Source organism: Streptomyces sp. NPDC023838 (assembly GCF_040639555.1).
GTDB lineage: Bacteria > Actinomycetota > Actinomycetes > Streptomycetales > Streptomycetaceae > Streptomyces.
In genome coordinates, this window is record NZ_JBFAAD010000004.1 from 171,200 (window position 1) to 194,524 (window position 23,325).

Below are 23,325 nucleotides of genomic sequence, written 5' to 3' on the forward strand. Positions count from 1 at the left end.
AAGCGGACAGACCAGCACGACCTCCACGCTCGGGGAGGTGGAACAGCTCGCGGCCAAGTACCGCGTGCCCGTCGAGGACGCGCTGCTCATCGCGGTCAACCTGCACGGCATCAACTCCGATCTGCCGCGCCACCGGGCACGCGTCCAGGTCCGACTGGCGAGCGCCCCATCGGTGCCCTGGCAGCTCATAGTCCCCCTGAACGTCACGGACTCCCCGTTCCGGCTCCGGGGCGAACACCTCACGCTGGGCGGCGCCCCGGTTGGAACCGTCGAGCGCATTGATGCGGACGAGGCGGTTGGCGGGTACTTCCGCGACGGCGGCGCGGCTCTCACGCTCAACCCGAATGCGCGCAGCCGCTGTGTGGGGTGCGCCTTCTGCCCCAACACCCTGGAGGCTGCGGCCGATCCTCGTCTCTCGGAGGAGCGGGACCTGCGGGAGCTCGTCGCGGCGTTGCGGGAGCAGCATCCGCGCCGCGACCTGACGCAACTGCGCGAGGTGACCGTTTCGACTGGTTGCTTCGAGCGGGAGTCGGCGGCGGTGCAGCACCTGCGCACTCTGCGGACCGTTCTCAGCGAGCATGGTGTGAAAGCGCGCATCGGCTTCCTGACCTCGGTGCTGGGGTCCGAGGAGGCGTTCAATCAACTCGCTGCCGATGTCGCTCCCTTCGTCCTCCGCCTGACTGCGGAGTGCTTCACCCGACGCGATCTGTTACTGAAGGCCAGCAAGGCCGTCCTCGTCGCATCAGAGATGCCGGGAGTGCTCCGCCGTGCGCTGGCCGCCGGTCATGGCACCTCGTTCACCTACATCGTGGGATTGGACGGACTCGCAGCGCTGCAGGCGGGCGTCAGTGCGCTGGCCCCGTACGTCACCGAGTTCCCCAACTTCCAGGTCTACCAGGCCCACAACTCAGTCATGGCGGGCCTGCGTACCCCCGGAGCCCAGGACCTGGAGCACTACCTCCAGGCGCGCGTGGTGATCGAGGACATCATGGGCTCCACTGGCCTGCGACCCGCCGCATGGGAGTGCTACCGGCCCCTGTGGTACTTCACCTTCGCCGGCGAGCCCTTGGTGGGTGCGCGGTGACCGAGACCGCCGTTGTGGCCGATGCTCTGTGGCGGGCGACCGTCTACGCCTCGGTCTGCCAGCTGCACCTGCGGGACAACGTCCTGCTCACGGAGCCGCTGATCGCCGAGCATGTGAAGGAACGCCCCACCGGGCACTGGGGCACCGTGCCCGGCACCGCGTGGGCGTTGTCCCACGTCGTGCTCGCTGCCGGGCACCTGGACCGGCGAGTGGAGCTGGTGCCGCTGTTGGGCGCGGGGCACGCTGGCGTTGTCCAGCTCGCCGCGGCCTGGGTGGCGGGGGAGCTTGGGAAGGTTCGGTCGCAGTTCGCCCCGGATGCGGATGGCCTGCGGCGACTGGCCCAGGCGTTCCCGGACGTGGACGGCCTCGGGTCCGAGGTCTCGCCCGCTCTCCCCGCCGGCGGCTTCCTGGGTGGGCGGCTCGGCGGCTGTCTTCCCTTCGCCCAGGGCGCCGCCCTCGACACCCCGGACAGGGTTGTCGTGCCCATCATCGGGGACGGCGAGTGCGAGACCCCCACGACCGCCGCGAGCTGGCTTGCGCACAGGGCCCTTCCCGATGCCTCGGTCCTGCCCATCGTGCACGTCAACGGCTTCCGCATGGGACAGCAGTCGCTGCTCGGCGCGATGAACGACGACGAGCTGTGCGCGTACTTCGGCGGCCTGGGCTGGGCGGCCGAGGTGGTCCACGTCGGGACGGGGACTCCGCAGGAGCACCGTGCCTTCCAGACGGCGCTGTGGGAGGCGCTGGAATACACGCTCGTGGGACGGCGGACAGTGCTGATCCTGCGCTGCGTGAAGGGATGGGGCGGCCCCGCAACGCTCGGAGACCGTGCCCTGCTGGGCACCCCCGACCTGCACAAGACACCGCTGGTCAGCCCGCGCACCGACCCGGATCAGCTCACGAGACTGGCCCACTGGCTCGCCTCCTACCGGCCCGCGGATCTCTTCGGCCCGGACGGGCGTCCCCGCGGTGCACTCGCCGAGGCAGTGGCCACGGTTCGCTGGTGCTCCTTCACTCCCGCCGAGCCCCTGGGCGAAGAGGAGCGAGCCTCGGCGTACCGGCGGGCGAGCACGTTCACCGAGGCGGTCACCGCCGTCGTCAAGCAGCACGCCACCCGCGGGGACTTCCGGGTCCTCAGCCCGGACGAGCTGTCCTCCAACCGGCTCCCGGATCTGGTCGGTGAGCGCTGGACGCACGAACTCCTGGCGGAGGAGGTGCTGTTGGAGTGGCTTGCCGGGTGGACTGCCAGCGGGCGCCGAGGGGTGATGGTCTCGTACGAAGCCTTCGCACCACTGCTCACCAGCGGCTTGGTGAGCCACATCAAGCAGCGGCGCATGGCCGGTGCGAGAGGTCTGCCCAGCCTCAACCTCCTGCTCACGTCCTACGGCTGGCACAACGTCCATAGCCACGGAGACCCGTCTCTGGCCACCACGCTCCTTGGCCTGGGCGTTCCTGCGGTGCGCGTGCTGACGCCGGCCGATCCGGCACGCACCGCCGCCGTGCTGGACGAGGCGTTCGACTCGGTGGACAGGGTCAACCTCGTTGTCGCGGGCAAGCACACTCGCACCGCTCATTACGCGGACACGATCAAGGAGGAATGTGAGCGGGGCCTCGCGATCTGGCCGCACTTGAGCGACGACGCAGAGCCCGACCTCACCATCGTCACGGCGGGCGACATCCCGGCTGCCGTCGCCGCTGACGCGGTGGGCTACCTCCGCGAGCGGCATGGCTACCGCATCCGTGTGGTGAACCTGCTCGATCTGACCGTCCTTGGATCTGCCCAGCTGTGGCCACGCGGACTCAGCGCCCAGGAGGTCGACCACTACTTCGGCGCCCACGCTGCTGTCCTCGTTCTCACTCTCGGCCACCCCGCCGCTGTCTGGAGTCTGCTGGCCGGACGGCTCGACCGCCCCGTCGATGTCATCGGCTGGCAGGAGCCACCCGGCCCCATGCCTCAGCGGCTGCTCGCCCACACCCTCGGCATGGACCGGGCAGGGGTGGAGCGGTCCGCCGGGCTCCTGCTCGCGACCCGCGAGGTGGTCCGATGACCTCCTTCACGATCGAGCGGCTGGAGATCGCCGAGGTACGCGAGGGCGCGGGCCCGGGGGACGACGCGCTCTTTGTCATGGTCCACGCTGCAGGAGAGACCGGCTGTTATGGCCCGGTCAGCGAACGGATCGGGGCCTATGCGAGAGGAACGCTGGCGTCCGTAGTGCAGGGGAACCCTGCCGCAGACCACCATGGCCTGCTCAACCGACTGCGGCAGGCTGCTCGCACCGCACCGTCCGACGTCGCCTCGTGGGCGGTCGGCGCGATCGACTGCGCAGCCTGGGACCTCCATGGTCGTCTCACTGCGTGCTCTGTCGCGGATCTCCTGGCATCCGGGACGCCGCAGCCATTCGTGGCGGCTTACGCCTCGTGGCTCTCCCAGAACCTCACCAGCTGCGAGGACCTGGATGTGCTGCGCGGAGTCGCGGCGGGTGGCTGGCGATTCACCAAGTGGGGACTTCGCCGAGCCCCGAAGGACCCCTCCGGCGAGGCCGCTGCGCGCATGGCACGAGCTGTGGAGCGTTGCTCCGAGGCCATCGGCGCCCCTGTCGCCGTCGACGCCGTCGGCACCTGGACCCCAGCCGTGGCCATGGCCTTCGCGCGGAGCGTCGACGTCGCGGGCCTCCGCTGGCTGGAGGACCCGCTGCCGCACCACGACCTGGACATCTACGGACTCGTCACCGCCACAGGGCTACCTCTGGCCGTCGGCGAGCGCGTGCACTGCGACGAAGACCCCGCCGGCCTCATCCAGTACGTCCGTCCGAGCGCGTTGACTCTCGACGTCGTCGGCTGCGGCGGGCTCACCCGCGCGAGGCAGATCCTCGATCTGGCCCAAGCTCAGGCCATCCCCGTATACCCGCACGGACGCTCGATCGTTCCCGGCCTCCACCTCGCGGCAGCCTTCCCCGACGCGGTACCGGCCGTCGAGTACCGACTTCAGTGGGAGCCACGACGCCAGCGCCTGTACGACGTCCCCCTTCAGCTCGAGCACGGACGCATCGGCCTGCCGGACACCCCTGGTCTCGGCACGATCCCGAGGAGCACGACATGCCCAGCACATCGCTGAACCTCCCCGTGACCGGCACAGTCAGCCACGGCCCGGACGGACCGCTACTGGTTCTCTCCAAACGGCTCGACGGACATGACACGTTCCTCAAGGGGAGCCTCGACGTGGGAGGTTCGTCGGTCCCCGTCCGCATCCTGACCCTGGACGACGTCACCGTGCTGCGTCCGGCGGGCCACTCCACCGTTCCCGATCTGCGCGCAGGGTGGCAGGGGACGCTCCGCCTGCCGCACGGTCTGCGTCCGCAAGCCATTCCGCCCGACCTGCAGGAGGTGGCCGCAGAGGAGGGACGGTCCCTTCAGGCGCTGGACGAAGCGGAGCTGCGCTACGTCCTGACCTTCCTGTCCGAGTCCACGACCACCGCCATCCGGCAGGCACGCGTCGAAGCCATCGTCTCCGCCCTGCCGACCACCACGGAGAGGCCCTGATGACCACCGAACCCTCGCTCCTGGTCACGGTCGACGTCGGCGGAACCCTCGGCACCGCCGACGGCCCCGGCCTGACCATGCGCCTGGCCGAAGCCTCCCCGCTGCCCGCGGCTCAAGCTCGGGCGGTCATGCGGGCCAGCCTCCACACCCAACCCGAGCTCACTGACGCCGTGGTGGCAGGGGTCTGCGAGGCATTGGAGATGCCAGCGGAAGCCTTTCCCCGCGACCTTGCCCCGGCCCCGCTCCGCCTCTTTCCCGGCACCACGAAGGCCCTGCGCCGGATCAGCTCCGTGGCGAGGGTGGTCACGCTATCCAACGTCACATGCGTCGACGCCGACACCGAGGGACTGCGCGACCTGCTCTCCCCCTGGGTGAGCGACTTCTTCCCCTCCTGCCGCATCGGCCACACCAAGCCGGACCCGCGCGCCTTCCACGCCGTCGTCGACCAGCTCGGTGTCGGCCCCGATCGTGTGATCCACATCGGCGACGACTGGCCCTGCGACATAGTCGGGGCCGTCGAGGCAGGCTGCAAGGCTGTCTGGATATCCCGCGGACGCCAAGTCCCCGATGAATCATTGGTCGTTGACTACGGTGTGCTCGTCGCCACCGACCTGGCGGCAGCCGCCACACACATCGAACACCTCGCAGCAGGGAGCGTCACATGAGCCTCTTCTCCGGTACGACCTCGTACTACCGTCAGTTCCGCCCCGGCATCCCCGACGACGTGGCAGCGGTACTCGACCAGGCCGCCCCCGCACGCCCCGACGGCCCCCGCCGACTCCTGGACGTCGGCACGGGGACCGGCCTAGTGGCCGAGGCCCTGCTCGACCGCTTCGGCGACATCATCGCCGCCGACAACGACGCCGACATGCTCGCCGCAGCCGAGTCGGCACTGCGGCCGAAGCTCCCCGAGGGCACCAGCCTGTCCCTCGTCCAGAGCACGGCCGAGGACTTCACCCCGCCCGCCGGCTGGCAGGCCGAACTCGTCACCATCTGCAGGGCGTTCCACTGGCTCGACCAAGCCGCCGTCCTGACCCTCCTGGACGAGCAGGTCGCTCCGAACGGCGTGGTCGCGATCTTCGGGGACAACAGCTTCTGGGTCGCCGGCAGCCCCTGGAAGGAAGCCGTCCGGGACGTGGTGAAGAGCTTCCTCGGGGAGGAGCGCCGCGCAGGGACCGGCACCTTCCAGCACCACAACCGCCCCTACAGCGAGATCATGGAGGAATCGCCCTTCAACGAGGTCGCGGAAGTCCGCGTCCCCGTCCAGCGCACCTGGAGTGCCGAGAGCATCCTCGGCTACCTCTACTCCACGTCCTTCGCCGCACCCCACCTCTTCGGTGACCGGTTGAAGGAGTTCGAGGCCGCCGTGAAGAACCGGCTAACCGACTTCAGTGACAACGACACCTTCCCCGAGGAGAACGAATTCCTCATCCGTCTCGGACGGCGGGGCAGGAAATGACGGCTGACGGCGAGGAGAGGTCGTACGGCAGGCTGACGGCCCCGCGCGTCATGTCCGAGCTGAGCGAACGGTCGATCCTCTGCCTGCCGGTCGGGTCGCTGGAGCAGCACGGCCCGCACCTGCCGCTCAACACCGACGCCGTCATCGCCGAGCGCTTCGCCGCCCGACTGGCCACGCACGTCGCGGACCGGCACGACCTCTGGGTCGTGCCACCCGTGCCCTACGGGCTCTCCCCCGAGCACGCGTGGGCGCCTGGCACCATCACCCTGAACATCGCGCTCTACACCTCCCTGATCGAGACGCTCGTGGGGGAGTACGTCCGCTCCACACCGGCAAGGGCGATCCTCATCATCAACGGCCACGGCGGCAACAAGGGCGTCTTGGAGGCCCTCGTGCACCAGCTCCAGCGCACCCACGACGTGGCCACCTGCGTGGTCAACCCCGGCTCTCTCGCCGCCGGTCAACTCCAGGATGACGGCGAGTTCCCCGAGGTGCACGCCGGCATCCGCGAGACCTCCCTCATGCTCGCCCTCGCCCCCGACCACGTACGGCTGGATCTCCTCCCGAACGGGCCCATCCCCGACCCCGGCCAGCGGGAGGAGATCCAGCGCCTCGTCTTCGGCCGCGGCGCCACCTGGCCCTGGTCGTCGGACAACCCCGCGATCTCCACGCACGGTGTCATCGGCGGCGACCCGCGCCAGGCCACCGCGGAGCACGGCCGGAAGCTCGTCACCGCTGCCCTGCATGCGTGCGCGGACGTCCTCGACCGGCTCGCCCCACCCACATCGCACGAACCGACCGACGTACGGAGGGCCCATGAATCTCACGGCTGATGAGAAGGCGGCCTTCAAACGGGACGGCGTCCTCATACGACGCGGGCTGGCCGCCCCCGAGCTGGTCAAGCGAGCCGTCTCCCTGATTGACGCGTCGTACCGCAAGGAAATGACTGCGGACGACATAGCCGCGTACTCCCGGCGCACCTTCGCCCCGGAACTGGGAGACAGAACAGAACTGCTCTCCCTGTACAGGGAGACCGGCGCGGCCGGGCTCGCCGGCGACCTGCTCGGCGACGCCGCCCCGGTCACGACCTCCCAGATCCAGATTCGTGTGCCCGAAACCGAGTTCCCCGGCGTGCAACCGGAGAAGGCCATGCACGTCGACGGGGTCTCCTGCCCCCACCTGGACCCGCGCGAACTACGCACGTTCTCCCTGCTCGTCGGCGTCGTCCTCTCAGACATCAGCGACCCGCAGTGCGGCGCCCTCCACTACCTCCCCGGCGGGCACCTGACCATGGCCCGCTGGTTCGCCGACAAGTGGTCACTCGGAATGACGGAACAGGTCCCGCCAGAGATCGACCGGGAACGCGGGACCCCGTTCCTCGGCATGCCCGGGGACGTCCTGCTGATGCACCACCTCGTGCCCCACACAGTGGCCCAGAACCTCATGCCCTTCCCCAGGGTGATGACGTACTTCCGCGTCTCCCACCCGGACCACGCGAGCCGTCGCCTCGAAGCCCTTCGCGACCCCTGGCTCGACTACCCGCCCCTCGCGGACGCCCCCGCGCCTACCTTCAAGGAGTAGCAGCATGCGCACGATTCACCCCGGCGAACTCGACACCGCAGCCCGTGCCATCGAGGCCGGAGAGCTCGTTATCGTCCCCACCAACCGCTGGTACATGATCTGCGCCGACGCCAGTAACGCGGACGCCTCCGGCAGCATCTTCAAGGGCAAGCGGCGCCCCAGTGGCAAATCCCTCGCCTACGTCGTTCCCTCGCTCGCCGTCTGCGAGCAGCGCTTCCAGCTCGGCGCCGAGGCATGGAAACTCGCCCAGCAGTTCTGGCCCGGTGACCTCGCACTCCTCCTGCCATGGCGAGACCCCGACGACGCCGCACGCCATTCCGCTGTCGGCTCGCCGGCGCTCACCACCATGGCGCCCGGAGTCCTCGGCGAACTGGCGGCACGGGCCAAGGTCCCCGTCGCCGCGACGACGGCCAACATCTCCGGCGACGCGGGTCCGGACGACCGCGGTCCCGCCGTCACCCTCGCCGAGGTCCACGCCTTCCTCGCCGCCTCCGGCCTCGCGGTGTCCGTCATCGTCGACGGCGGGGTATGCCCCGCGGCCAACCACATGACGATCGTGGACTGCTTCACCCCGGAGGCCAAGCTCGTACGCACCGGCCTCGTCCACCAGCGGGCCGTCACCGCGGCTCTTGGACGGGAAGTGCGGCCCGCCTGATGGAGCAATCGAGGCGCGTTACGCGAAGACAGGTGGTGGGACCCCGGAGGCTGACGTTCGAGCGGGGCTGGGGATGAGAAAGGCTGAACCCCAGCGGCCTGTTGTGAACCCTGTTCACTGCCAACTAGACACGGCCACAGCTTACTTGTGCTTGCGCCAACAGGGTGCCTGCCAAGTGCCTACTTGCCCGGTGAAGGAGTGGATGACCGTGCCAGTGACGCACGCCGCTGAGACGCCCGTGGTCGCAAGGTCGATCCGGCGGTGCGTCCGCTGCTACTGTCGACTGAGCAGATACAACTCCACGGACCTGTGCAGCGCATGCAGCCTCGGCATACGGGCAGCGCAGCCCGAGACACTCCTCGTCCCTCCACACATGTGGCAGGACCGGGACGTGAAACAAGCGTTGATCCAACGGGACTTCGGCAGGCTCTGCCTCCTCGTACGAGAGTGCGGTGGGCTCCGACAGGAAGATGTGTCCGCCCTCACCGAACTGAGCCAGTCCTTTCTGTCTCTCCTGGAATCGGGCAGACGACGGCTCACCAATATCGATCGAATCGTCACGCTGCTTGATGGGCTGGACGTGCCCGTAGAGGTAACGGGGCCGATGCTCCGCCCGCAGGGGCGTGGCTTCGCTGGAGCCGTCCTGTGAGGCGGTTACCAGCTCTTCGGCCTGAACTTGAAGACGGCATGCACGTGCAGGGCGCCCTTTCGCACACACATGCAGAACAACGCACGATCGGTGCGCCGATCTGCGCTGTTCCCGGGCTGAGGTTGTAGGGCGAGCGATTCTTGCGCGTGTAGGCAGGTGGCAGTAGGCGCAAGAATTGCGCCAGTCTCTGGTGCAGGGGGGAGGGGACCGAGCGGTGCCTGCACCCCTCGGCGATTGCCCGACCGTCGGGTCCGGGACTGGGTGTCGCATGCTCTAGCAGTACGTGGGTGACGGTCACCGCGAGGGGTGCGCGGAACTAGCTCGACAATGACAGGCGAAGATCGGCCAACGCCGGATCACAGGGATGGTGTGGAACTGAGGGACTTCGCGCGGGTCGCGCCAGCGGTCGGGGATACTGGTGCGTCGATGATCTCCCTGCCGGTCTTGGGTCTCTCTGCGGCGTGACCCAGGTGAGGGGGACCACTGGGCTAGGCGTGATGTGTCGATGAAGGAGTCTCGTCAGGTGGCGATCGCTACGGAGTATCCGCAGGGGACAGCGAGCGGCACAGGGCGGACGGCGGCCCTCCCGCCGATTCCGGAGCCCGGGCAGGTGGTGAAGGTCCGAGGTTCCGCGTGGGCGGTGTCCGATGTGCGCCGGCAGGGGCTGCCGCGAAGTCCTGCCGATGAGGGAGTGCCCGGCCTGGCGCATGTGGTGAGCCTGCAGTCGCTGGACGAGGACCGGCTCGGCCAGGAGCTGACGGTGGTCTGGGAGCTCGAGGTGGGGCACACGGTGGCTCCGGACCAGGGGCTGCCGGAGAACGTGCGGACGGAAGCGTTCGACGACCCGAACACGCTGGCCGCGTTCGTGGACGCGGTGCGCTGGGGTGCGGTGACGTCGGCGGATGCGCACTCGTACCAGGCGCCGTTCCGCAGCGGGGCGAATGTCGAGGCGTACCAGCTGGAGCCGCTGCGCCGGGCGCTGGAATCCTCCCGGACGAACCTGCTGCTCGCCGACGACGTGGGTCTGGGCAAGACCATCGAGGCTGGCCTGGTCGTCCAGGAGCTGCTGCTGCGCCACCGGGCTCGGACTGTGGTCATCGTGTGCCCGCCGAGCCTGTCGCTGAAGTGGCAGGACGAGATGCGGGAGAAGTTCGGCCTGGACTTCGTGATCGTCAACAGTGAGCTGATGGCGAAGGTGAAGCGGAGTCACGGCCTGAATGCGAACCCGTTCCGTTTGTTCCCGCGGGTGATCGTGAGCATGGCCTGGCTGCCGTCGCTGCGCGCCCAGCGGCTGCTGCGCGATGTCCTGGCCGATGTGCGCAGCGCCTCCACGGCCCGGCGTTTCGCCTTCGACGCGCTGGTGGTCGACGAGGCGCACCATGTGGCGCCGGCCAGTCCGACGACGGCCCCGGGACAGCGCGGGTATGCGGTGGACAGCCAGCGCACCACGGCGACGATGCGGCTGGCGGAGGCGTGCGAGCACCGGCTGTTCTTGAGCGCGACGCCGCACAACGGCTATTCGGAGTCGTTCACCGCCCTGTTGGAGATGATCGACAGCCGCCGATTCACGCGGGGCGCCAGCATCGATGAGAAGGCGCTGCGTGAGGTAGCGGTGCGGCGGCTGAAGAGCGAGCTGAAGGAGAAAGGCTTCAAGAACCGCACGCTGGAGACGATCTCGTTCACGCCCTCGCCGGAGGAGCAGAGCCAGTTCGAACGGCTGGAGCGGTTGCTTGCCGAAAGTGCTCGCGCCCGAGGCAAGGGCAAGGGCGGCGACATCGTGTCGATGCTGCTGAAGAAGCGCTTTCTGTCCAGCCCCTGGTCGTTCGCGCGGACCCTGGAACTGTACGAGGGGGCCGAGGCCGGCGACCATCAGCTGGAAATGGACGACGAGGCCGAGTACTACGCCGAAGTACTCGGAAGCGGCCAGTCGGATGAGGAGGAAGGCGACAGCGAGCATCCCGAATTCACCGCCCTGCGGCGTTCCAAGGGCTCGGACCCGCTCGCCGCGGCGACCCGCAGTGAGATCGCCTCGCTGGTCGAGTGGGGGACGCGCTACCAGCACAAGCCGGACTCCCGGCTGGAGGCGCTCATCTCCTTCCTCGACGCCCACTGCCGGACATCCGATGGCGAGCACTGGACGACTGAGCGGATCGTGGTGTTCACCGAGTACGCCGCCACGCTCGACTGGATCGAGGACGTCCTGCGGCAGCGCGGTTACGGGAAGGTCCTGGAAACGATCCAGGGAGCGACCCCGACCGAAGAGCGCGAGAAGATCCGCGCACGGTTCACCGAGAGCCCCGACAAGCACCCGGTGCGGGTGCTCCTGGCCACGGACTCCGCGGGCGAGGGCATCGACCTGCAGGCGCACTGCCATCGTTTGGTGAACTTCGACATTCCCTTCAACCCGTCCCGCCTGGAACAGCGGATCGGCCGGATCGACCGGTACGGACAGACGAAGAATCCTGAGATCTACCACTTCGTGCCCGACACCACCTCCACGACGTACGCGGCGGACATGAAGTTCATGGGCATCATCGCCACCAAGGTCGGCAACGCGACCCACGATCTCATCGGCAAGGTCAACCAGGTCATCGACGCTCAGGTGCAGGAGCACTTCAGCCCGACCAGCACCAGCCGCAAGGCGCGGCCCACCGCGCCCGACGACGGCAATGCGGTCATCAACAGCGCGCTGGCCAGCGGCGTCGAGCTGAACCGCCGGCTCACCGAGCTGGCCCGAAGCTACGACGATCGCAAGACGGCGATGCATCTGACCCCGGCCAACGCCCGCCGGGTCGTGGACACCGCGCTTGCCCTTGACGCCCAGCCGCCACTCGCGGAGATCGACGACGACCGCACCGACGCACCGGTCTTCCAGGTTCCGAGCCTGGGCCGCTCCTGGCAGATGGCCCTGCGCGGTCTGGACACCCGCCTGGAGCCGGGTGTGCTGCGGCCGATCACCTTCAACGACAAGGCAGCGCAAGGGCGCACAGATCTCGTACATGTCCACCTCGGCCACGCCCTGATGCAGCGCGCCACCCGCACCCTGCGCAGCGCCCTGTTCAGCGTGGACGCACGGATCAACCGGGTCACCGCCGTCGTCGCGCCCGGCCTGACGGAGTCGTGCGTGGCTGCCGTGTCCCGGCTTGTCCTGGTGGGCCGTGGCGGGCTGCGCCTGCACGAAGAGGTCTTCCTCACCGGCATCCGGCTGCGCGGCCGGGCCCTCGCCGAGGCCAAGGTCGAGCAGGTCCTGGACGAGACCCTGGACTCCGAGAACCTGATCCTGGCTGATGAACAGGTACGCGCGCACCTGGCCGCCCTGTGGAACGGCGACGACGCCCGCCTGCGTACGCGGCTGCGAAACGCGATGGAACGCAAGAGCGAGAGCCTGCAGGAGAAGGTCACTCACAGCCTGAAACAGCGCGAGGGGACAGATATCGCCCGCGCCCGTGAGATCTTCGGTGCGTTCCGGATCAATCTGCGTGACTCCCGCGACCGGCTGGAACAGGCGATCCGCGCGGAAGAAGAAGACGTCCTGTTCAGCGACGACCAGCAAAAACAGCGCCGCCGGGACCTGCACCACATGAACGAGCGCCTGGAGAGCCTGGAGGACGAAGAGGCCCGCGAGATCGCCTCGATCCGAGAGCGCTACAGCGATATCCGACCGTACGTATCCGCGGCCGCCATCGTGTTCGCCCTGACCCCGCAAGACGCGAAGAACGGAAGGGTTGAGGCATGACCCGCGGCACCTACGCCCCGACCACCGCCGGCATGCACCGGTCCTGGCTCGAACTGGTCGACACCGACGGCCCGTTCCTCGCTGTCCCTGCCCTCGAACGAGTCTGGCCCCAGGGCATCCCGCAGCCCAACGCCCGCGCGCTCGACACCCTCAAGGACGCCAAGCCCACCTTCGAGAAGGCATGGGAGCACTGGGACACCCACCGCGACGACGAGGCCGCTCTCGACCTGTACCGCGAGGTCCGCGACACCTGGGTGGACACCGTCCTGCGCCAGGGCCTGCGCTGGGGCACCTCCTACACCGTCCCTGCCCCAGCCACCGCCGAGGTGCGCTCACCCGACTACACCGTCACCGTCCGCGCCGACGGAGCCCTCACCCACGCAGAGACGACCGGCGCCCTCGTCCTGGTCACCGACCCGGTCGACTCCCTGCGCGACCCGCTCACCGACGGCTGGTCCGCCAGCCCCATCGACCGCATGGAAGAACTGCTCCGTGCCGCCGCTGTCCCCATCGGCGTGGTCACCGACGGCCGCTGGTGGGCGATCGTCAGCGCCCGCCCGCAGACCATGGTCGCCTCCGGCATCGTGGACGCCCAGGACTGGATCTCAGAACCCCCGACCCGCAACGCCTTCATCGAACTTCTTCAGCGCAAAAGCCTCGTCGGCGGCAAGGCAGCCGACCGGCTCACCGAACTGTTCGGCGAGTCCGTCACCGCCGCCGAGAAGATCACCGAAGCGCTCGGCACCCAGGTCCGCCGTGCCGTCGAACTCATCGTCCAGGCCCTGTCCGAAGGCGGCCTCGATGCGGTCCGCCGTGGCGAAGCAGATCCCCTCCCCATCCGGCGCGGGGAGGTCTACGAGGCCGCCGTCACCGTCATGATGCGCGTCGTCTTCCTCCTCTTCGCCGAGGAACGCGGCCTGCTTCCCGAGAACCAGCTGTTCGCGATGGGCTATGGCATCAGCGACGAACTCGGCCAACTTGACACCCGCCAGAACGAAGAAGTCGACCAGTCCCTCGATGCCACTCACCTCACCTGGCATCGCCTCCTGGCCACTTCCCAGGCCCTCTACCAGGGCGCCACCTTCGAGGACCTGCGCCTGCCCGAATACGGCGGCTCCCTCTTCGACCCGGCCCGCTTCCCCTTCCTCACCGCCTGCAACTCCCAAGGCGCCCTGGCCATCGCGGTCAGCGACCGCGTCATGCTCGAAGTCCTGCGCGCCGTCCAGATCGCCCAGCTCACCGGTGGCGCCCGGCGCATCTCCTTCCGCGATATCGACGTCGAACAGATCGGCTACATCTACGAGGGCCTGCTCGGCTACTCCTGCGAGAACGCGGAAGAAGTCACCGTCGGCCTCACCGGCAGCCCCGGCTCCGAACCGGAGATCCCCCTCGCCACACTCGAGGAACTCGCCGCCGCCAAGCGGACCGAGACGGCGCTGGCCGACGCGATCCTCGCCTGGGTCAAGCAGCACCAGCCCGCCGCCAAGCCCCCCACCAAAGCCGCCCTTACCAAGGCGCTCCAAGCTGGCGACACCCTCGACGACACAGAGATCGCTCTGCGTGACCTCACCGACGACGAGGACCTGCGCGACCGGCTGCGCCCCTTCATCGGCATCATCCGCCGCGACCTGCGCAACCGGCCCCTCGTCGTAGAACCCGGCGGCGTCCTACTGGTCGAAACCCCCTCACGCGCCTCCGCCGGCGCGCACTACACCCCGCGCGATCTCGCCGAAGACGTCGTACGTTACGCCCTTGAACCACTCGTCTACTCGCCCGGCCCCCACCAAACGGCCGACCAGGACGCCTGGCAGCTGATTTCCCCCGAAGAGATCCTCGACCTCAAGATTGCCGATATCGCGTGCGGCTCTGGCGCCTTCCTCGTAGCCGCGGCCCGCTACCTCGCCGACCGGCTCGTCGAGGCGTGGCAGCGCGAAGGCGCCGCGTACGGACGCACCCCCCATGACCTCCGCGTCCACGCCATAAGGACGGTCGTGGCCACTTGCCTGTTCGGAGCGGACATCAACGGCATGGCCGTGGAAATGTGCAAGCTGTCGCTGTGGCTGGTCTCCCTCGACCCCAAGCTGCCGTTCTCTTTTGTGGACGACAAGGTCCTCCACGGCAACACACTCCTCGGCCTGACCGACTCCCGCCAGCTTCAAGAACTTCACATCGACCCTGATGCGGCCGCTGGCCAAATCAGCGTGTACGACATCGATGTGGACGGAACGCTGGAGCGCGCCGCCCGCCTGCGGCGTCAGCTCGCCACCGAGGTCAACGAGCAGGACCCACAACGGTCCGCGGCTACGAAGCGACGCCAGTGGCGCGAATACCAGAAGCTCACAGCCCAGCTCGCCGACGTTGCCAACGCGGTGGTCGCCGCGGGCCTCCACGTAGGAGGGAAACCGGGGAAGAAGCTCCGGGAGGCATACGAGAACCTGCGCATCGCAGTCGAACTCGCCTACCCCGCCGGAGGCGGAGCACCGGACCGGACGATGATCGACGGCATCCTGACAGCCGGGCTCACTCCGACGGTCATGACGGACTACGCGCGATGGAAACCGCTCCACTGGGTCCTGGCTGTGCCAGACGTTATGGAACACGGCGGCTTCGACGCGATCATCGGTAACCCGCCCTTCCTCGGCGGGCAGAAGCTCACAGGAACGATGGGCACCGACGTCCGCGACTGGTTCGTCAACACCCTCGCCCGGGGACGGAAGGGCAGCGCCGACCTCGTGGCGTACTTCTTTCTCCGCGCTTACGAACTGCTGTCTCGACGGGGAGGGTTGGGGCTGATCGCGACGAACACGGTTGCTCAGGGCGACACCAGAGCCGTCGGCCTTGAGCAGATCGTCGCGAAGGGCTTCACGATTACCCGGGCTATTCAGAGTAGGCCGTGGCCAGCGGCTAGTGCCAATCTGGAGTATGCGGCTGTGTGGGGTAGCCGAGAGGCGGTAGATCCTGAGGTCCCCAGGATTGCGGACGGGCTCGATGGGGAGATCGGGGCCACCCGGATCTCTACGTTGTTGGAGCCCGGCGGGCGTGTAGAAGGCGATCCCGTGAGGCTGGCGGAGAACACCGGGACTGCATTCCAAGGGTGCACCGTGCTAGGCATGGGTTTTGTGTTGGAGCCCAAAGAGGCCATGGCCTGGATCGAGGCGGATCCACATAACAAGGACGTGCTCTTTCCTTACCTCAATGGGGAGGATCTCAACACGCGCTCGGACTGCTCGCCTACGCGATGGATCATTGACTTCAATGACCGGCAGGAGGAAGCAGCCGAGAAGTACGAGTTGCCGTACGCGAGGGTGCTGGAGCGCGTGAAGCCTGAGCGTGCAAGTAAGGGCAAGGCAGCGAGTCTAGCTCCATGGTGGCGCTTCTGGAGAGCAAGTCCTGCTATGCGGAAGGCAATTGTCGGTTTGAGTGAGGTGCTGGTAATCGCCCGAGTGAGCAAGACCATCATGCCCGTCCGCGTGACGACTGGCCAGGTATTTCATGAAAAGCTAGTTGTGTTTGCTAGGGAATCATTCGCAGATCAGGCAATTATGTCGGGCGCCCCGCACCAACTGTGGACGATTAAATACGGAACCACGATGCGGGTAGATCCCACATACACGCCATCTACTGTGTTTGAGACCTTCCCTCGCCCGGAACCGACTGAGCGGCTTACTGAAGTCGGTATGACGCTCGATGATGAGCGCCGAGAGATCATGGTCCGCCGCGACCTCGGCCTCACCAAGCTCTACAACCTCGTGAACGACCCGGGCACCTCCGCCTCCCTGGACGCGGACGTTGCCCGACTCCGTCAGATTCATGTAGAGCTGGACCATGCCGTCATGGCTGCCTACGGCTGGGAGGATGTTCCCCTCGATCACGGCTTCCACACCTACCGCCAGATGGAACGGTGGACAGTGAGTCCTGAGGCCCGGGTGGAGATCCTCGACCGGCTGCTGGAGGAGAATCACCGTCGCGCCGCCGGCCAGGGTGATGTGACACTGGCGGCTGGCGACAGCGACGGAGACGAGGAAGAGGGCTACGAGTGACCACCGGATCGGCCCCCCCACCCAAGCAGCCCGCCGCCCGGCAGGATCAGGCGTACCGCCTTGCACTCGATCCGGACGAACGTTCCTGGACGGTGCGCGAGAACCTCGTTGACATCCTGGAGCGTGAACTCCTAGGTCCGGCGGGCGGTCCTGAGGAAGTTCTCGAAGGTGTTCCGGACTCGGCGTATCTGATCGGCCGTATTGCCCCGGTCCGGCTCACCGCCGGCCAGGACGACCCCACCCAGGCGGATTCCGCGGAGGCCGCAGCCGACGTCGGTGACGCTGTGGACGCTGCCGAGAGCCGGGGCGTGCCCTTGACCGCGGTGGACGAGAGCAGCGCCGGTTCGGAAGAGGACGACGTCGAGGACCAGCCGCAAAAGCGTGGGCTGATGATTCCGGCGTCGATGGGGCTGCGTTGCCAGATCCCCGACGACCTGGACGCGTTCACGGTGGTGACCGAGTTCGGCACGTACGAGCCGGTGAAGGAAAAGCAGGGCGAAGGCGGGGAGCCTGCCTCGCGTCTTCGCCGGTATCAGCGCACGCCGCACAGGTTCGAGACCACGGTCAAGGTCAGCGACCTGATGCCGTCCCGTACGACGACGTTCGTGCTGCAGGACAAGGTCGTGCTGCGGGTGGACCGCTACGACGATGCCGAGCGCGGCTGCCGTCTGATCGAGATCGCGCTGTGCAACGACCAGGAGACGCCTCGCAAGATTCCCGTGGAGGCGTGGCTCTACCAGACTCGGCTCTGCGTTGAGACCGCTGACGGCGCGGCCGTGTTCCTGCCGGTGAACGATGTTCTGGAGGACACGCGCGAGGAGCCGGACGACGAACTACGTCGTCTGCGGCTGCAGTACCGCAACCGGCTGGAGTTCGCCGTCGGCCGGACCTGCTCGGTGGACTGGGAGGCCGCCCAGGACAACCGCCGCGCCAGCAGGGTATGGACAACGTGGCTGCCGACCAGCGAGACCCCACAGATCGCCGCCGAGGAAATCGACGCGGCGATGCTGGACATGCGCCAGTTGGAGGAGGCCACTCCCGAGCAGCTGCGAGCGGGACTGGAGCCGATCGTGGCCGCTTATGCGGCCTGGCTGGTTGCCGAGGAGCAGCGGGCCGAGGCGCTGCCTGAGCATCTTCGCCCCGAGGGCCGGGAAGCGGTCGGCGACGCACGCAAGGTGCTGAGGCAGCTCGAGGACGGACTGCAGTTCCTGCTGGATGACGCCGAGGCACTGCGGTGCTTCCGGTTCATGAACCAAGTGATGGCTGACCAGCGTGTTCAGTCCCAGGTGGCACAGCGGCGCGCGAATCAGAGCGAGGACGATCGGGAAAGCCTCGACCAGGCGCGCGAAGCCATCGTGGAGGACGGGAAGCAAGGAGAGAGGGGCAATCGCGCGCACTCGTGGCGTACCTTCCAGCTCGCTTTCGTCTTGATGCAGCTGCCGTTGCTGTCGGATCCTGCGGCTGAGAAGCGGTCCGGTGATCTTGCCAAGGCGCAGCTGCTGTTCTTCCCGACGGGCGGTGGCAAGACGGAGGCGTATCTGGGTCTGGCCGCGTACACCTTCGCCATCCGGCGCCGTCAGGGCGCCATCGACGCGTTCGACGGGCCGCTGGACGGCCAGTCGGGCGTGGCGGTGCTGATGCGCTACACGCTGCGGCTGCTGACGGCCCAGCAGTTTCAGCGGGCCACTGCTTTGGTGTGTGCGGCGGAGCGGGCACGGATGAAGGACTCCGCGATGTGGGGCCAGGAGCCGTTCCGGATCGGGCTGTGGGTGGGTACCGATGTGAGCCCGAAGTGGTACGACGAGGCCGAAAGTCAGCTAGAGAAGGCGAACCAGGGCCGCGGCTACCGGCTGACGGTGCTGCAGATCCAGCGCTGCCCGTGGTGCGGCACCCGCATCGAGGCACGTAACGTGCGGGCGGACAAGGCGCATCGCCGCGTGTATGTGTACTGCGGTGACGAGTTGGCCGAGTGCCCTTTCGCCGATGGTGGCGAGGCCGCCGAAGGACTGCCGGTCCTGACCATCGATGAAGAGATCTACCGGCTCGCCCCCGCCTTCGTGATCGCCACCGTGGACAAGTTCGCCCGGCTCGCGCGCGAGGGCGAGGCTGCGTCCCTCTTCGGGCACGTGGCTCGGCGTTGCGAACGCCACGGCTTCGTCCACCCCGACTACCCGCACTGCGCGATCAAGGACGGCAATAAGCACCCCAAGAAGGACGGCCTGGAGGCCGCCGCGGTGCACCCGGCGACCCGGCTGCGCCCCCCGGACCTGATCATCCAGGACGAGCTGCACCTGATCACCGGTTCTCTCGGCACCACGGTCGGCCTGTTCGAGGTCGCCGTCGACGTGATGACAAGCTGGCGCACCCAGGACGGAAAGCCCGTGCGCCCCTTGGTGGTGGCCTCCACGGCCACCGCCCGCAACGCATCCGACCAGGTACGGGCCCTGTACGGGCGATACGTGACCATCTTCCCGCCGCAGGTGCTGGACGCCGGCAACACCTTCTTCTCCAAGGAGATCCCGGTCTCCGAGAAGGCCCCGGGACGACGGTACGTCGGGATCAGCACCACCGGGGTGCGCCTGACCACCGCGGAGATCCGCGTGGCCGAGGTGCTCATGGCCAGCGGGCAACTGCTCCTCGACCGCTCCGGCAAGGCGACCGATCCGTACATGACGCTGGTCGGCTACTTCAGCGCGACCCGCGAACTCGCCGGTATGGCCCGGTACATGGGGGATGACATTCAGACCGCGCTTGCCAAGCGCCGTCCGTGGTCCAGGCTGCCCAGCCGGACCGGCACCAACTTCGGGGCACTGCATGTGGCCGAGCTGACCTCGCGTGTGGCCAGCGCGGACATCACCGCGACTCTGGATCAGATGGCGGTCGCCTTCGACCCCGGTTTCGACTCCACCGCGGGCAAGCGGAATCTGCGCACCCTGCGGGAGGCGAAGACGCGCGTGCCCGAGCGGGAGGTGAACCCGTACGACGTGGTGCTGGCCACCTCCATGCTCCAGGTCGGCGTGGACGTGACCCGGCTAGGGCTGATGCTGGTGGTCGGTCAGCCGAAGAACACCGCCGAGTACATCCAGGCGTCCTCGCGCGTCGGCCGTGACGCGAGCCGCCCCGGCCTGGTCGTTTCGTTGGGCAACTGGGCGAGGCCGCGGGACCTGGCCCACTTCGAGCAGTTCCGGCACTACCACGAGACGTTCTACGCCCAGGTCGAGGCGTTGTCGGTGACACCGTTCTCGGTGACCTCGATGGAGCGTGGTCTGGACGGGGTCCTGGTCAGCGCGGCCCGGGTCCTGCAGGCCGTGCGCGCCCAGGGCCTGTCTCCGGAGGGCGGCGCCGACCGCATCGAGACCGAACGGCACTTCGCCACCGAGCTCATCGAGGCACTCGTGCGCCGCATCGAGCTGACCGGCAACGAGGACGCGGCCGAGCGGGCCCGGCACCGGCTGGAGAACCGGCTGGACCAGTGGGGCAAGCGCCGCAAGCACCTGGTGGAGCTGCGCAAGTCGCTGGTCTACGAGAAGGTCACGGACGACAGCCGGCACGATGCGCTGATGATGAGTGCGGAGGACGCCAAGTCCGGTATCGACAGCCGGGACGCGGCTCCGTTCATCGTGGCCAACTCGATGCGCGAGGTGCAGCCGGAGATCAACCTGCTGGTCAGCCCGATCAAGGAACGACTGGTGTACATCGAACCCATGACCGCGCCCCCGTGGGTGATGCCGGAGGAGAACTCGTGAGCGACCAGGAGCGCTTCGTCTATGACGCGAGCCGGGCCGTCGACCCGCTCGGTGACCTGGAAGAGGAGGCCGAGAAGCAGGCGAAGCACAATCGGGCCAAGGTCGGCTCGGGCCGCCCCTCCTCCCTGCTGTACACCTACGGTCCCGGCTCGATCATGGACTTGCCGCAGTTCACGATCATGTCCACCGGCCTGGACGACTGGGAGCGCATCTGGCGCCGTCGCGGTACGCCTCCCTCCATCCACGCACCGCGGCTGAAGAACGTGGTGCGGTTCATGCTCGGCTCCAACGACGTCGAACTGCGCCCACACCCGTGGCAGCCGAAGAAGCACAGCCGCTCCACGGAAGGCAACGACCTAGGGGTGCCGGCCCGTGTGTTCCCGCAGTGGCTGCGGTGCACCGGCTGCGACCTGCTGGGCAAGCTCTCCCAGTTCGACTACAAGAACACCCATCCCTACCGCACCGACCTGGCCATCTTCGAGCACACCAAGTGCCCCGGGCGGGCCGGGAACCGCAGCCGCAAGGCGATGCGCCGCCCGGCGGTGCCCGCCCGCTACCTGCTGGCGTGCGTCGACGGGCACCTGGACGAGTTCCCCTACGACTTGTGGGTGCACCGCGGCCAGCCGTGCTCCAACGCCGAACTCCCGGTACTGAAGATGGTCGACCGCACCGCCGGCAAGGGCGCCTCGGCGGTGATCCGCTGCGAGTCGTGCCAGATACAGCGACCGATGAACGAGGCGCAGGGCGAAGCAGGCAAGGCCAAGCTGCCGGACTGCCGGGGCCGCCATCCGCACCTAGACGCCTTCGATCACCGCGGCTGCAACCAAAAGACCCGTCTGATGCTGGTCGGTGCCTCCAACCTGTGGTTCCCCGCCACCCAGTCGATCATCGTCATGCCGGACTCCCCGCAGGAGAGGGCACACGACCTCGCTGACCGGATCCGCACCACTCTGGGCGACAAGCTCGACAAGTACCGCGCGCATCTCGACATCCTCCGGGACCTGCTGGAGGCGTCTCAGGTGGACGTCGCCGATCTGACCGACCCCCAACTTGCCGCAGCTGTTGAAGCTGCCTGTGCCCCACAGGACACTCCGGAGGAACAGGCAGAAAAGCGTCAGACGTGGGATCCAGTCGACCTGCTGGTGCCCGAATGGCAGCATCTACTGCTGCCCATGCTCGGCGCGCGCAACGAAGACCCCAAGAGCGGACTCACCTTGGCCACCCGCGAACGCGGCCCCCTGCTCCGGCCAGAGATCACCCGCGTCCTGGCCGTCGAAAAACTCCGCAAGGTCAACGCCCTGGTCGGCTTCACCAGGATCGACGACATGGACCGTGTCGGCGACCTCTCGCGCCGTCTGGCGCCGCTGACCCGGACGGCCCGGCCGACGTGGACCGTGGCGACCGAGGACCGAGGCGAGGGCATCTTCCTCCAGCTCGACGAAACCTCCGTCGCCAGCTGGGAGAAGCGCATCCTGGACACCGACGTGTGGCATGCCCACCGTGCAGCGCACCACCGGAACTTCGAGCGACGCTTCTCCGAGACAGCCGGCCAAGTCGACCCCGACAGCCGCCTCAAGCCTCCGCGTTACTGGCTCCTGCACACCTTTGCCCACATCCTGATCCGTGAACTCGCCCTCACCTGCGGCTACTCGGCCGCCAGCCTCAGTGAACGCCTCTACGCCTGGCCCGAAGCCGAGAACCGGGAGCCCGCGGCCGGACTGCTTATCTGCACCACTGCCTCGGACAGCGACGGGACCCTCGGCGGCCTCGTCCAGCTCAGCGAGCCCACCCGGTTCCAACGCGTCGTCGCCGACGCCCTGCGCAAGGCACAGCGCTGCTCCTCCGACCCGATCTGTTCCATGCGCACCCCCCAGACCCCGGAAGACTTCCTCCACGGCGCCGCCTGCCATTGCTGTGTCATGGCCTCGGAGACCTCCTGCGAACGCGCCAACCGATTCCTCGACCGCCGCTTCCTGCTCGACCTGCCCGGAAGCAACCTCGGATACTTCTCGCCCCATGAGTGACGCCCAGGCCGGCCTGCGCCTGGGACAACTCCTCACCCGAAGCGAGGCCAAGGGTGCCGCCGACCGGCTTGCCGACGGAGACACCCTTACCTCCGCGCTCAAAGCCGTCGCCTTCGGCCACCGCGCGGAGGCCAGAAGGCTCCTGGAGGACGTCGCCGACGGAGCAGGGGCAGCGGTCCACCACATCGCCCTCCTGCGCGCCATTGAGGGTGCACGGATGCTGCCCACCACGGTCACTCCGCTGTGGACCATGCCCGGCCACCTGGCCCAGAGCGGGCCACTCACCACATCCGTGCCCTACCTCGTCGACAACGCGCGCCACACGGTGACCTGCTCCACCTTCAACTTCCAGCGCACTTCGGGCCTGTGGACCGCGCTACACAAGGCCGCACAACGCTCCGAGGTCGCCGTACAGGTCTACCTGGACACCAGGGCCGCAGACGACGGCGGGGCATTTCGGGCGCCCACCACCACGGAGGTCGCCGCGCACCTGCGACCCGCCGCGGTGTGGCGGACCAAGACCTTCGACGGAACGTACGTACGGAACCACGCCAAATTTCTCGCCATCGACCATCACCTTCTCCTGGTGACCAGCGCCAACTTCTCGTGGAGCGCGGAGAACAACAACGTCGAATTCGGTGTCCTCATCGACAACCCGACGCTCACCGAGACCGTCGAGCGTGAGATGAGCGAGGCGGAAGGCACCCTGTATGAGCAGGTAAAGGCCAGATAGGACCAGACCGTCGCACCCCCTGTACCGAGCCGTAGACGGTTCCCGCTCCGACCTGGGAGATCGCCCACGGTGCGCCTT

Annotated in this window: 14 protein-coding genes; all 14 read left to right on the forward strand. The window is 68.0% G+C overall.

The window, feature by feature from the left end; translation table 11 throughout:
• Positions 1–37 precede the first annotated feature (37 nt).
• Positions 38–1,084 (forward strand): hypothetical protein, encoded by a 1,047-nt coding sequence (locus AB0G17_RS07120; RefSeq protein ID WP_361376784.1) that lies wholly within the window; start codon positions 38–40, stop codon positions 1,082–1,084.
• A complete protein-coding gene (locus AB0G17_RS07125; RefSeq protein ID WP_361376787.1) occupies positions 1,081–3,132 on the forward strand; it encodes a hypothetical protein in 2,052 nt (683 codons plus the stop codon). The genes AB0G17_RS07120 and AB0G17_RS07125 overlap by 4 nt, the downstream gene beginning before the upstream one ends.
• On the forward strand, positions 3,129–4,199 hold the full coding sequence (locus AB0G17_RS07130) for an enolase C-terminal domain-like protein (RefSeq protein ID WP_361376790.1): 1,071 nt from the start codon (positions 3,129–3,131) through the stop codon (positions 4,197–4,199). Before AB0G17_RS07125 ends, AB0G17_RS07130 begins: the two co-directional genes overlap by 4 nt.
• The gene (locus tag AB0G17_RS07135) at positions 4,181–4,624 is read left to right on the forward strand and encodes a hypothetical protein (RefSeq protein ID WP_361376793.1); all 444 of its coding nucleotides are present in this window, start codon (positions 4,181–4,183) and stop codon (positions 4,622–4,624) included. Before AB0G17_RS07130 ends, AB0G17_RS07135 begins: the two co-directional genes overlap by 19 nt.
• A complete protein-coding gene (locus AB0G17_RS07140) occupies positions 4,624–5,289 on the forward strand; it encodes an HAD family hydrolase (protein ID WP_361376796.1) in 666 nt (221 codons plus the stop codon). Before AB0G17_RS07135 ends, AB0G17_RS07140 begins: the two co-directional genes overlap by 1 nt.
• The gene (locus tag AB0G17_RS07145) at positions 5,286–6,083 is read left to right on the forward strand and encodes a class I SAM-dependent methyltransferase (RefSeq protein WP_361376799.1); all 798 of its coding nucleotides are present in this window, start codon (positions 5,286–5,288) and stop codon (positions 6,081–6,083) included. Before AB0G17_RS07140 ends, AB0G17_RS07145 begins: the two co-directional genes overlap by 4 nt.
• Positions 6,080–6,916 (forward strand): creatininase family protein, encoded by an 837-nt coding sequence (locus AB0G17_RS07150; RefSeq protein ID WP_361376802.1) that lies wholly within the window; start codon positions 6,080–6,082, stop codon positions 6,914–6,916. Before AB0G17_RS07145 ends, AB0G17_RS07150 begins: the two co-directional genes overlap by 4 nt.
• Complete coding sequence (locus AB0G17_RS07155) at positions 6,900–7,664, forward strand: phytanoyl-CoA dioxygenase family protein (RefSeq protein ID WP_361376805.1); 765 nt, start codon at positions 6,900–6,902, stop codon at positions 7,662–7,664. The genes AB0G17_RS07150 and AB0G17_RS07155 overlap by 17 nt, the downstream gene beginning before the upstream one ends.
• 4 nt (positions 7,665–7,668) lie before the next feature.
• Complete coding sequence (locus AB0G17_RS07160; RefSeq protein WP_361376808.1) at positions 7,669–8,319, forward strand: Sua5/YciO/YrdC/YwlC family protein; 651 nt, start codon at positions 7,669–7,671, stop codon at positions 8,317–8,319.
• Between the two features lie 1,154 nt (positions 8,320–9,473).
• Positions 9,474–12,704, forward strand: a complete 3,231-nt coding sequence (drmD, locus tag AB0G17_RS07165) for a DISARM system SNF2-like helicase DrmD (RefSeq protein WP_361376811.1) — start codon at positions 9,474–9,476, stop codon at positions 12,702–12,704.
• Positions 12,701–16,744 (forward strand): DNA methyltransferase, encoded by a 4,044-nt coding sequence (locus AB0G17_RS07170; protein ID WP_361376814.1) that lies wholly within the window; start codon positions 12,701–12,703, stop codon positions 16,742–16,744. The genes drmD and AB0G17_RS07170 overlap by 4 nt, the downstream gene beginning before the upstream one ends.
• Complete coding sequence (drmA, locus tag AB0G17_RS07175; protein WP_361376817.1) at positions 16,741–20,490, forward strand: DISARM system helicase DrmA; 3,750 nt, start codon at positions 16,741–16,743, stop codon at positions 20,488–20,490. Before AB0G17_RS07170 ends, drmA begins: the two co-directional genes overlap by 4 nt.
• Complete coding sequence (locus AB0G17_RS07180) at positions 20,487–22,514, forward strand: DUF1998 domain-containing protein (protein ID WP_361376820.1); 2,028 nt, start codon at positions 20,487–20,489, stop codon at positions 22,512–22,514. The genes drmA and AB0G17_RS07180 overlap by 4 nt, the downstream gene beginning before the upstream one ends.
• Entirely contained in the window at positions 22,507–23,247 is a 741-nt protein-coding gene (gene drmC / locus AB0G17_RS07185) for a DISARM system phospholipase D-like protein DrmC (protein ID WP_361376823.1), read from the forward strand. Before AB0G17_RS07180 ends, drmC begins: the two co-directional genes overlap by 8 nt.
• The last annotated feature ends 78 nt before the right edge of the window (positions 23,248–23,325 follow it).